An 11,748-nucleotide genomic window follows, 5' to 3' on the forward strand; every position below is an offset into this window, starting at 1 on the left:
CAACCAGGAGAGGGACGATGACGACCTCAGTTTCAACAACGCCCGTGGCCGACAACCGTAACGGTGTCGACTTCAAAGTTGCAGATCTTTCGCTCGCCGAATTCGGTCGCAAGGAAATCCGACTGGCCGAGCACGAGATGCCGGGCCTCATGGCGCTGCGCCGTGAATACGCAGAGGTCTTGCCGCTCAAGGGCGCTCGCGTTTCCGGTTCGCTCCACATGACCATTCAGACTGCAGTTCTGATCGAGACGCTGACCGCGCTCGGCGCCGAGGTTCGTTGGGCTTCGTGCAACATCTTCTCCACCCAGGATCATGCAGCCGCCGCTATCGTTGTCGGTCCCCACGGCACCCCGGAAGAGCCCAAGGGCGTTCCGGTGTTCGCGTGGAAGGGCGAAACCCTCGAGGAGTACTGGTGGGCAGCCGAGCAGATGCTGACGTGGCCGGGTGAGCCTGCCAACATGATTCTCGACGATGGTGGCGACGCCACCATGCTCGTCCTCAAGGGCGCGCAGTTCGAGAAGGCCGGCGTTGTTCCGCCGACGGACGACGATCAGGATTCCGACGAGTACAAGGTCTTCCTGGCTCTCCTGCGTCAGTCCCTCGAGGCCGACAAGGGCAAGTGGTCGGCAATCGCCGAATCCGTCCAGGGCGTCACCGAAGAGACCACAACGGGCGTTCTGCGCCTGTACCAGGTCGCCGCTGCCGGTGAACTCACGTTCCCCGCGATCAACGTCAACGACTCGGTCACCAAGAGCAAGTTCGACAACAAGTACGGCACACGTCACTCGCTGCTCGACGGCATCAACCGCGGCACCGACGTCCTGATCGGCGGCAAGGCTGCACTCGTCTGCGGTTACGGCGACGTCGGCAAGGGTTGCGCCGAGGCGCTTCGTGGCCAGGGCGCTCGCGTCGCGGTCACCGAGGTCGACCCGATCAACGCCCTCCAGGCATTGATGGACGGCTTCGAGGTCAAGACCGTCGAGCAGGCCATCGGATGGGCCGACATCGTGATCACGTCCACCGGCAACAAGGACATCATCACGTTCGAGCACATGAAGGCCATGAAGCACCAGGCCATCCTGGGTAACATCGGTCACTTCGACAACGAGATCGACATGGCCGGACTCGAGAAGTCCGGTGATGTCACGCGGATCAACATCAAGCCGCAGGTCGACGAGTTCACCTTCGCCGACGGTCACTCGATCATCGTGCTGTCCGAAGGTCGTCTGCTCAACCTCGGCAACGCGACGGGCCACCCGTCGTTCGTGATGAGCAACAGCTTCTCCAACCAGGTCATCGCGCAGATCGAACTGTGGACCAAGCCGGAGGAGTACGACAACGAGGTTTACCGTCTCCCGAAGCATCTCGACGAGAAGGTCGCCAAGATTCACGTCGAGGCCCTCGGTGGCACGCTGACCAAGCTCACCAAGGAGCAGGCAGAGTACATCGGCGTCGACGTCGAGGGCCCGTACAAGCCCGAGCACTACCGCTACTGATGTAGCAGTGCCGGTCTGAAGTAGCCGTGCCGGTCTGAAGTAACAGTGCCGGCCTGAAGTAACAACGCCGTCCCCCGGTCTGGCTCGACGGACCGGGGGATCGGCTTGTCAGGCTGCGGGATAGGCTTGTCAGCCGTGGGAATACTCGTGGCGTTGGAAGGGCTCGACGGAGCCGGCAAACGGACGTTGATCGGCAAAGTGGTGGACGAGCTTCGGCGCTCGGGGACCACCGTCGCCACGCTCGATTTCCCCCGCTACGGACAATCGATCCATGCCGATCTTGCGGCCGAAGCCCTCAAGGGAGCGCACGGAGACCTGGCGCAGTCCGTGAACGCGATGGCGGTGCTGTTTGCGCTCGACCGCGCGGGAGCGGCAGAGAAGGTCGCAGAGTTGTTGAGTACCAACGACATTGTTCTGCTCGATCGGTACGTCGCGTCCAATGCGGCGTACAACGCGGCGCGGATGCATCAGGGCGTCGACGGCGAGATGGTGGCGTGGGTTGGTGATCTGGAACTGGGTCGCCTCGGCCTCCCGGCGCCTGATTTGCAGATGTACCTCGACGTGCCGATCGCACTGGCAAACGAGCGTGCGCGCAGTCGTGAGGTGGAAGATTCGACGCGCGAGCGTGACGCCTACGAGCGCGACGGAGACCTCCAGGTCCGAACTGGCGAGCTGTACGCACAGCTCGCGGCAGCCGAGTGGGTATCACCGTGGTGGGTCATTGGTCCCGATACGGACCCGTCGGACCTTGCCCGCAAACTGGTCGATTTCGGGTGATGCGTCACGATAGCCACCCGATTCGGAAGTTTCCGGCACAGTAGAGGGAACACGCGGCACGCCGCACAGTCACGTAACGGTCTTAATTACGACTCGAAGATGCAACGATAGGGATATGAAACCAAGGATTCTGGTTGTCGACGACGACACGGCACTCGCCGAGATGCTCACGATCGTGCTGCGGGGTGAGGGTTTTGATCCCTACGTGGTAGGCGACGGAACTCTTGCACTTGCTGCGGTGCGCGAGACTCGGCCCGACCTTGTCTTGCTCGATCTGATGCTGCCCGGCATGAACGGCATCGACGTATGTCGGGTCCTGCGTGCGGATTCCGGCGTTCCCATCGTGATGTTGACCGCGAAGACCGACACCGTGGACGTTGTCCTCGGCCTCGAGTCCGGCGCGGACGACTACATCATGAAGCCGTTCAAGCCCAAGGAACTCGTCGCCCGGGTTCGCGCTCGCCTGCGTCGGACCGAGGAAGAACCGGCGGAACTGCTGAGTATTGCCGACATCGTGATCGACGTGCCGGCGCACAAGGTCAGCCGCGGCGGCGAGCAGATTTCGCTCACACCCCTCGAATTCGATCTCCTCGTCGCTCTTGCGCGCAAGCCCAGGCAGGTGTTCACCCGTGAGGTGCTCCTCGAACAGGTGTGGGGTTACCGTCACGCCGCTGACACCCGCCTGGTCAACGTCCACGTCCAGCGTCTGCGCGCCAAGGTCGAAACCGATCCCGAGAATCCCGAAGTGGTTTTGACGGTGAGGGGTGTCGGCTACAAGGCCGGACCGCCGTGACCGGTGGCGTTTCCCGTTGGCGTCGCCGCCTCAATCGGTGGCTGACGCCTTTTCTCCGGTGGTGCCACTCACTGAGTAACACCCTCGCTCACACGTGGCGACGATCACTGCAATTGCGGGTTGTCGTCTCCACGTTGTCGTTGTCGCTGATTGTGATCGTGATCCTCGGTGTTGTGCTCACGAGCCAGATCACCGACCGTCTGCTCGAAGCGAAGATCACCGCCGCCACGGAGGAGATGGATCGCGCCCGAGGCGTCGTCGAAGATCAGTTGGCCGGCGTCGACGGCAGTGCAGCCCTCAAAGACCAACTCGAGAGTGCGGCGTCAAGTTTGACGAGCCGCAATCAGGCGGGCGGTCAAGCATCGGGTTCTGCGGGCACCTTCGATCCCGCGCTGATCGTCGAGCAGGACGGGCCCCGAGATCCGGTGTTTGCCGGGCCGGCTGATCAGATCCCCGACAACTTGCGTGAGTTCGTTCACAACGGACAGATCGCCTACCAGTTCGCAACGGTCTCGGATCCCGAAGGGTATTCCGGCCCGGCCTTGATCATCGGCAGTCCCACGGCGTCGTCGATCTCCGGCCTCGAGTTGTATCTCGTGTTCCCACTTGCCAGTGAGGATCGCAGCCTGTCGCTGGTCCGCAGCACCCTGTTGATCGGTGGCGCTGTCCTACTGGTCCTGTTGGCAGCGATTTCTCTGCTCGTCGCGCGGCAGGTAGTGCTGCCGATCCGATCGGCGTCGAGGATCGCGGTGCGCTTCGCCGACGGCCGACTCAAGGAACGTATGCCGGTTCGCGGTGAGGACGACATGGCTCGTCTCGCAATGTCTTTCAACGAAATGGCGGAGAGCCTGTCGAAGCAGATCACCCAGCTCGAGGAGTTCGGCAATCTGCAGAAACGCTTCACATCGGATGTCAGCCACGAACTGCGCACCCCGCTCACCACAGTGCGGATGGCCGCGGACCTCATCCACGACGGCAGCGAGAGCCTCGATCCGATACTCCGCCGCTCGTCGGAACTGCTTGTTGCCGAACTCGACCGGTTCGAAGGTCTGCTGGCCGATCTGCTCGAGATTTCCCGGCACGACGCCGGCGTTGCGGAACTTGCGTCCGAGCAACTCGACGTCCGGATGTGTGCGCGGGCCGCGGTGTCCACCGTCCGCCACCTCGCCCGTGAATCCGGCACCGAATTGATAGTCGACATGCCAGACGATCCGGTGATCGCCGACGTCGATCCGCGGCGAGTCGAACGGGTCCTGCGGAACCTACTCGCCAACGCCATCGATCACGGAGAAGGAAAACCCATCCTGCTGCGCTTGCGAGCCGACGACGACGCTCTGGCCTTCATCGTTCGTGACAGTGGTGTCGGGCTGCGTCCCGGCGAGGAGAAACTTGTGTTCAACCGCTTCTGGCGATCCGATCCGTCGAGGGTCCGTCGTAGCGGCGGCACAGGTCTCGGCTTGGCGATCAGCGTCGAGGACGCCAATCTGCACGACGGCAAACTCGAAGCCTGGGGTGAGCCCGGTGTCGGCGCGTGCTTCCGTCTGACGTTGCCGCGAGTGCGCGGCAAGAAGCTGGTGTCCAGCCCGCTACCGCTGAAGCCGACGACGGCCAAGTTCGTGCGCACACCCTCCAATGCGGACATCGTCGCCGAAGAGGTCGGTGAGGTCACGTCGTCGATTCCGACGCCGCACGAGACCGAATCACGAACCGGCTCGCAAGGGGGTGAGCGTTCGTGATGCAGCGATACCGCCGTGGTCTCTTGGCGCTGAGCCTGAGCGCGCTGCTGTTGACCGGTGCGTGCGCGAGCTTGCCTGCCTCGTCGTCGCCGCAGGCGATCGGGACGCTTGCCACTGTGGCGCCGGGGACTCCCGTTGCTCCGCCGGCCTCGGGGCGTGAGCCCGATTTGTTGGTGCGGGACTTCGTGAAAGCGAGCACCGAACCCGCGAACCGGCACCTCGCGGCACGGCAGTACCTGACTCCCGAGATGTCCGCAAAATGGGACGACGCAGCAAGCGCCATCATCGTCGACAAGGTCGACACGCTCTCGGAGTCGCGGACCGATCAGGAAGCGATCTACACGATTCGAGTCAACAAGGTCGGGCGTCTAGAAGCCGGGGGAATCTACGTTCCCGAGGACGGCAGTTACGAAGCCAAGATGACGCTGACTCTGGTCGACGGCGAGTGGCGGATCAGCGATCTTCCTTCGGGTGTGATCATGGAGCGCGCGGCGTTCCTCGGTGCGTACCAACGGAAGTCGTTGTTCTTCCCGGATCCCAGCGGACAGACCATGGTTCCGGATCTACGCTGGATATCGGGTTCCCAGGACCAGATGACATCGCAGTTGGTCGGCCTGCTGATCGAGGGGCCCAAGCAGGCGCTCGCGTCGGCGGTCCGCAACGAACTGGGCGCAGGCGTCTCGGTGATCGGGCCCATCACGAAGGCCGACGGTCGAGCCGGTCAGGTGGGAGTCGGTCTCGGGGGCATCCGCATCGATTTCCGGATCGGTCAGTCGATGGACCCCGAAACTCGCGCTTTGTTTGCCGCCCAGATCATCTGGACATTGGCCGGCGCCGACATCGCCGGACCCTACGTTTTGCTGGTGGACGGGGCGCCCTTGGACGCAGCGCATCCGGAAGGCTGGACAACGGCCGACGTCGCCTCCACGAATCCGCTGGCGACGACCGGTGCGACGGTCGGGTTGCACGCCCTACGCGACGGTTCACTGGTCAGTGTCGGTGAACAAGCGGTCACACCCGTGCCCGGATTTGCCGGAACTGCAGGCAATCTTGCGTCTGTTGCGCTCTCTCGCGACGGCAAGACCGTCGCCGCAGTGGCGGATACCGCGAATCCTGATCCTGCAAAACGATTTTCGCTGACACTCGGTCCATACACCGAAGGTGCAGCCCCGGTCCTCGACGCCCCGGTGATCACCAGGCCGACGTGGGAAATCGACAACAACACGATCTGGGCGGCGGTGAACGGCAACACCGTGGTGCGCGTGGTTCGCGAGCCCACTACCGGTCGGACGTCGGTCATGAACGTGGACGTGGGCGCTTTGATCCCACTGGGATCGAACATTACCGAGCTGCGCCTGTCCCGCGACGGAGTTCGAGCGGCGATGATCATCGACGGCAAGGTGTACCTGGCGACCGTGGTCCGCCTGCCCAGCGGCGTTTTCGCGTTGACCAGTCCGCGGGCTGTGGCTCCGGGATTGGGCAGCACAGCGCTCTCACTCGACTGGAGCAACAGCGACACCATTGTGATCGCACGCAACAACTCCGATGTACCCGTTGTGCAGGTCGCGATCGACGGTTCTCGAATGGACTCGTTGCCCCGGGGCAATCTCACGGCGCCGGTGGTGTCCGTCGACGCGTCGCCCACCACCGAGTACGTTGCCGATGCCCGAGCAGTTTTCCAGTTGAACAACAACGATCCCGCGGGCGACAGGTTGTGGCGTGAGGTGCCTGGATTGACGGGGCAGAGGGCGATTCCGGTACTGCCCGGCTGAGTTTCCCGGTGGTGCACGGGGGTTGCTGTCGGTGGGCGGATGCACACTGACAGGCATGGGGGTCGGCGGTTTTCGGACATGGAGCAGTATCGGTGGGGCAGCGCTCGATCTGGTGTTGCCGCGTGAGTGTGGGGGATGCGGACGGATCGGTGTGCAATGGTGCGAGGACTGCGTCGCCATGCTTCGCGATCATCCGATCCGGCTCACACCTCGAGTCGATCCCGGCGCGCCGGCGTGGGCGCTCGGTCCATACAGTGGCGCGAGACGGCGCAGTGTGATCGAGATCAAGGAGCGCGGCCGACGCGACCTCGCGGCGCCTTTGGGAGTCGCTGTGGCCGAAGCGTTGACGCATCTGGCGCGGTGGGGTGAGCTCCACCATCCGACGCGTCGAACTTTGGTCCTGATCCCGGCCCCGTCCCGTTCGCGCGCCGCTCGTTCGCGCGGCGGGGATCCGGTCCGCCGCATTGCTCATGCGGCCTGTGAGGTCTTGCCGCCGCGCCGTGCCGAAGTTCATTCGGCATTGGCCATGACGCGTGGCGTCCGCGATTCCGTCGGGTTGTCTGCCGCTGCTCGGGCCACCAACGTTGCCGAGAAAATCGTCGTGACACGCGCGGGGGCCGGATTGGTGGATCGAGACGTCGACGTAGTGCTCCTCGATGACGTGCTGACGACGGGAGCGACTGCGGCAGAATCGATTCGGGTGCTCGCGAGGATCGGAATCCGGACAACTCTCGTGCTCGTTGTTGCCGGTGTGTAAATGAATTTCGGGCTAACAGTGGCACTCGCGCGGATTACGTACTAGCGTCGGCGGCACACCCGAAAACAGGTGGGAGGTGGTACTTCAATCCTGATGCCGGGCGGATCCCCTCTCGGTACTTGAAGAACTTGCCGCCGCTCAAACACTGAGCGGGGCCGTAATTGGGAGGTACGAGTGACGACCCCTTCGCAAGCCTCGTTTTTCATCGAGGACGCCACGACCGAGCGTTCCACGCAAACCACCGTTCCGAAGTCCGACATCGTCGTCAAGGGACGCAATGTCGAGATACCCGATCACTTCCGAGTTTATGTTTCGGACAAGCTGGCGCGACTGGAACACTTCGACCCCTCCATATTCCACTTCGACGTGGAACTTCAGCACGAACGTAATCGACGTCAGTCCAAGAACTGCCAGCGAGTCGAGATCACGGCCCGCGGCAAAGGACCGGTAGCGCGAGCAGAAGCCGCCGCAGACAGCTTCTATGCCGCATTCGAATCGGTGATCGACAAACTCGAGAGCCGCCTCCGTCGAACCAAGGACCGCAAGAAGGTCCATTACGGTGACAAGCGACCGCTGTCCGTCGCCGAGGCAACCGCCTCGCTAGTCGACGCAGACTCACTCGGTGCCACGCCCGATATTTCGCTGAACGGTCAAGAACCGGACGAATACGACGGCCCGGGCCGCGTGGTCCGCACCAAGGATCACCCAGCCGAGCCGATGAACATCGACGACGCTCTCTACGAGATGGAACTGGTCGGTCACGACTTCTTCCTCTTCCATGACAAGGAGTCCGACAAGCCGTCCGTCGTCTACCGTCGGCACGCATTCGACTACGGCCTGATCCGCCTGACGTGACCGATCTGTAGGTGGGTTGCCTCGCAACCTCGAGTTAGCGCCTACCATGGAATCCGGCCGGAGTTTTCGGACCCCGGCCGGATTTTTACTGTGTCACCCATTTGTTGCCGAAGATTGAGGACGAACAAGACTGTGCCGTCGCTGTCGCTATCGAAGCTGCTCCGTGTTGGTGAAGGTCGCATGGTCAAGCGCCTCAAGCACATTGCAGAGCATGTCGAATCACTGTCGCCCGAGGTAGAAGGCCTGACAGACGATCAACTCAAGGCCAAGACCGACGAGTTCCGCGAGCGTTACGCCGCTGGTGAGACGCTGGACGAGTTGCTGCCCGAGGCCTTTTCCGTCGCGCGTGAAGCGTCGTGGCGAGTCATCGATCAGAAGCACTTCCACGTGCAGATCATGGGTGGCGCGGCACTCCACTTCGGCAATGTCGCGGAGATGAAGACCGGTGAGGGCAAGACCCTGACCTGTGTGTTGCCGGCCTATCTCAATGCCATCGCGGGTGACGGTGTTCACGTCGTCACGGTCAACGACTACCTCGCCAAGCGCGACTCCGAGTGGATGGGCCGTGTTCACCGCTCGCTCGGACTGGAAACCAGCGTGATCCTCTCGGGTATGACGCCGGCCGAGCGTCGAGTCGCGTATGCAGCCGACATCACGTACGGCACCAACAACGAGTTCGGGTTCGACTACCTGCGTGACAACATGACGCACTCCCTGGACGATCTGGTCCAGCGTGGACATGCGTTTGCCATCGTGGACGAGGTCGACTCCATCCTGATCGACGAGGCCCGCACGCCGCTGATCATCTCGGGTCCGGCCGACGGCTCCAGCAAGTGGTACAGCGAGTTCGCACGTATCGCGCCGCTCCTGAAGAAGGACGTCCACTACGAGGTGGACATCCGCAAGCGCACCATCGGTGTCCACGAGGCCGGCGTCGAACTCGTCGAGGATCAGCTCGGCATCGACAACCTGTACGAGGCCGCGAACTCGCCGCTGGTGAGCTACTTGAACAACGCCATCAAGGCCAAAGAGCTCTACACCAAGGACAAGGACTACATCGTCCGCGACGGTGAAGTCATCATCGTCGACGAGTTCACCGGCCGCGTGCTGGTCGGCCGTCGATACAACGAGGGCATGCACCAGGCCATCGAGGCCAAGGAAAAGGTCGAGATCAAGGCTGAGAACCAGACCCTCGCCACGATCACCCTGCAGAACTACTTCCGTCTGTACGAAAAATTGTCCGGCATGACGGGTACCGCCGAGACCGAGGCCGCGGAGCTGCACCAGACGTACACCCTCGGTGTCATTCCGATCCCGACCAACCGCCCTATGATCCGCGTCGACAACGGCGACCTCATCTACAAGACCGAGGAAGCCAAGTTCGACGCAGTGGTCGACGACGTCGTCGAGCGTCACGAGAACGGTCAGCCGGTTCTGATCGGTACCACCAGCGTCGAACGCTCGGAGTACCTGTCCAAGCAGTTCACCAAGCGCGGAGTGGCGCACAACGTCCTCAACGCCAAGTTCCACGAAAAGGAAGCGACGATCATCGCCGAGGCCGGTCGTTCCGGTGCGGTGACTGTGGCCACCAACATGGCTGGTCGTGGTACCGACGTGGTGCTGGGCGGTAACCCGGACATCATCGCCGACATCGCACTGCGCAAGAACGGCCTCGACCCGGTCACCACGCCGGAAGAGTACGAAGCCGCGTGGGACGACGTCCTGAACCGCGTCAAGGAAGACGTCAAGGCCGACGCCGAGAAGGTTCGCGATGCCGGTGGCCTGTACGTGCTTGGCACCGAACGCCATGAATCGCGTCGTATCGACAACCAGCTTCGCGGCCGTTCCGGACGCCAGGGCGACCCGGGAGAATCCAGGTTCTACCTCTCGCTCGGTGACGAGCTCATGCGCCGATTCAACGGTTCCGCACTCGAGTCGATCATGACGCGCCTCAATCTTCCGGACGACGTTCCGATCGAAGCCAAGATGGTCTCCAAGGCCATCAAGAGCGCGCAGACTCAGGTCGAGCAGCAGAACTTCGAGATTCGCAAGAACGTCCTCAAGTACGACGAGGTCATGAATCAGCAGCGCACCGTGATCTACAAGGAACGCCGCCAGATCCTCGAAGGTGAGGATATGGAGGGCCAGGTCGAGCAGATGATCACCGACGTGGTCACCGCGTACGTCGACGGCGCGACTGCTGAAGGATATGTCGAGGACTGGGATCTCGAGCAGCTGTGGACGGCACTCAAGACCCTCTACCCGGTGGGTATCGACTACAAGGCTCTCGTGGGCGAGGACGGTGGGATCACCAGCGACCTCACCCGTGAGGAACTGCGCACCGCCCTGCTCGACGACGCACATGCCGCGTACAAGAAGCGTGAAGCCGAAATCGACGCGATTGCCGGCGAGAACGGAATGCGCGAACTCGAGCGCCGGGTATTCCTGTCCGTGCTCGACCGCAAGTGGCGTGAACACCTCTACGAGATGGACTACCTCAAGGAAGGTATCGGCCTGCGCGCGATGGCGCAGCGTGACCCGTTGGTCGAGTACCAGCGCGAGGGCTACGACATGTTCATCGGCATGCTCGACGGCTTGAAGGAGGAGTCCGTCGGATTCCTCTTCAACCTTCAGGTCGAAGCCACTCCTGCGCAACCGTCTTCGGGTATCTCGGTCACGGCCGGTTCCGCTGCCGCGGCGTCCGCGACCGCACCGAAGCCGCTGCCGACGCAGCAATCGGCGGCAGGTTCCACGGGTACGGCAGCTCCATCGGCCTTGCGCGCCAAGGGACTTGACGACGACGGCCCGTCGAGGCTGACGTACACCGGTCCGGACGAGGACGGGAAGGCAAAGGCCACACGCGATCCGGCTGTCGACGCGGGGGACACCGCGTCGCGTCGTGAGCGTCGTGAAGCCGCTCGCACGCAGGCAAAGGGCAACCGCGCACCCAAGTCCAAGCGCAAGCGCTGATTCTCAGGCGCTGACTTTTTCACCCGACAAAGGCTGGATGCTCACACCACGTGTAGTGCGGTGACCATCCAGCCTTTGTTGTCGGTGTTCTCGATCCTGGCGGCAATCGCAAAGGTTCGTGGGCCGCGTCGAAAGGTCGCGCACACTTCGGCGGCGTGGGGCGAGGCGGTGTTCACGTGTGTGCGGTGGGTTCGAGCGGCGCCGAGTCCGCGCGTCGGATCATGCGAAATGGAAAGGCGCTGAACAAGTTCCATCACCGTTGGAGACAGTACTGATTTGAGGTGTGCGGGACTTCGTCGTTGGTCGAGGACTTCGAGGACAAGGCGCAGCGACGTGTTCCAGAAGACATCGGCACCGGGTGCGACGGGCTCGGCAGTGAGGCCGGATTGCCCCGATGTTCCACTGTGCCCTGATGTTCCACTGTGTGGTGTTCTGCGTGCGGTGCCCAGCACTCGTTCGGTTCGGGCAGACGGGCGCCTGATCATCAGGGAATCGGCAGGCGGTTCGCACTGCGGCGCGGGTTGGAGAAAGCGTTGTGGCGTGTGGAGTTGGTCGATGGTCATGATGTATCCCCCGGATATTTTTTTGCATC

General features: G+C 62.7%; 9 protein-coding genes. 8 read left to right on the forward strand and 1 reads right to left on the reverse strand.

Annotation, left to right across the window (positions count from 1 at the left end; translation table 11 throughout):
• Window positions 1-17 precede the first annotated feature (17 nt).
• The 8 genes from ahcY (at window position 18) to secA (ending at window position 11,156) form a co-directional block, all read left to right on the forward strand.
• Window positions 18-1,496 carry an adenosylhomocysteinase gene (gene ahcY / locus R4P64_RS06715; RefSeq protein ID WP_033231196.1) on the forward strand — a complete coding sequence of 493 codons (1,479 nt, stop codon included), beginning with the start codon at window positions 18-20 and terminating at the stop codon, window positions 1,494-1,496.
• 135 nt (window positions 1,497-1,631) lie between these two features.
• Window positions 1,632-2,273 (forward strand): dTMP kinase, encoded by a 642-nt coding sequence (locus R4P64_RS06720; RefSeq protein WP_317819922.1) that lies wholly within the window; start codon window positions 1,632-1,634, stop codon window positions 2,271-2,273.
• A 115-nt stretch (window positions 2,274-2,388) separates the two neighbouring features.
• Window positions 2,389-3,066: an MtrAB system response regulator MtrA gene (gene mtrA, locus R4P64_RS06725; protein WP_033231194.1), complete on the forward strand. Its 678-nt coding sequence runs from the start codon at window positions 2,389-2,391 to the stop codon at window positions 3,064-3,066.
• Entirely contained in the window at window positions 3,063-4,802 is a 1,740-nt protein-coding gene (mtrB, locus tag R4P64_RS06730) for an MtrAB system histidine kinase MtrB (RefSeq protein WP_179300734.1), read from the forward strand. Before mtrA ends, mtrB begins: the two co-directional genes overlap by 4 nt.
• Window positions 4,802-6,574: an MtrAB system accessory lipoprotein LpqB gene (lpqB, locus tag R4P64_RS06735; RefSeq protein ID WP_095887910.1), complete on the forward strand. Its 1,773-nt coding sequence runs from the start codon at window positions 4,802-4,804 to the stop codon at window positions 6,572-6,574. The genes mtrB and lpqB overlap by 1 nt, the downstream gene beginning before the upstream one ends.
• Window positions 6,575-6,629: 55 nt before the next feature.
• Window positions 6,630-7,331 (forward strand): ComF family protein, encoded by a 702-nt coding sequence (locus R4P64_RS06740; protein WP_045070568.1) that lies wholly within the window; start codon window positions 6,630-6,632, stop codon window positions 7,329-7,331.
• A 174-nt stretch (window positions 7,332-7,505) separates the two neighbouring features.
• Window positions 7,506-8,186: a ribosome hibernation-promoting factor, HPF/YfiA family gene (gene hpf, locus R4P64_RS06745; protein ID WP_033231192.1), complete on the forward strand. Its 681-nt coding sequence runs from the start codon at window positions 7,506-7,508 to the stop codon at window positions 8,184-8,186.
• Window positions 8,187-8,318: 132 nt separating this feature from the next.
• Complete coding sequence (gene secA, locus R4P64_RS06750; protein ID WP_317819926.1) at window positions 8,319-11,156, forward strand: preprotein translocase subunit SecA; 2,838 nt, start codon at window positions 8,319-8,321, stop codon at window positions 11,154-11,156.
• A gap of 41 nt (window positions 11,157-11,197) precedes the next feature.
• On the opposite strand, the gene R4P64_RS06755 is transcribed toward secA, so the two are convergent.
• Window positions 11,198-11,719 (reverse strand): Rv3235 family protein, encoded by a 522-nt coding sequence (locus tag R4P64_RS06755; protein ID WP_317819928.1) that lies wholly within the window; start codon window positions 11,717-11,719, stop codon window positions 11,198-11,200.
• Between the last annotated feature and the right edge of the window lie 29 nt (window positions 11,720-11,748).

The organism is Rhodococcus sp. IEGM 1366 (assembly GCF_033142425.1).
Taxonomy (GTDB): Bacteria; Actinomycetota; Actinomycetes; order Mycobacteriales; family Mycobacteriaceae; genus Rhodococcus_F; species Rhodococcus_F globerula.

Coding starts and splice junctions, on each gene's coding strand:
- ahcY (WP_033231196.1), top strand. CDS start 18: ATGACGACCTCAGTTTCAACAACGCCCGTGGCCGACAACCGTAACGGT.
- mtrA (WP_033231194.1), top strand. CDS start 2,389: ATGAAACCAAGGATTCTGGTTGTCGACGACGACACGGCACTCGCCGAG.
- lpqB (WP_095887910.1), top strand. CDS start 4,802: ATGCAGCGATACCGCCGTGGTCTCTTGGCGCTGAGCCTGAGCGCGCTG.
- R4P64_RS06740 (WP_045070568.1), top strand. CDS start 6,630: ATGGGGGTCGGCGGTTTTCGGACATGGAGCAGTATCGGTGGGGCAGCG.
- R4P64_RS06755 (WP_317819928.1), bottom strand. CDS start 11,719: ATGACCATCGACCAACTCCACACGCCACAACGCTTTCTCCAACCCGCG.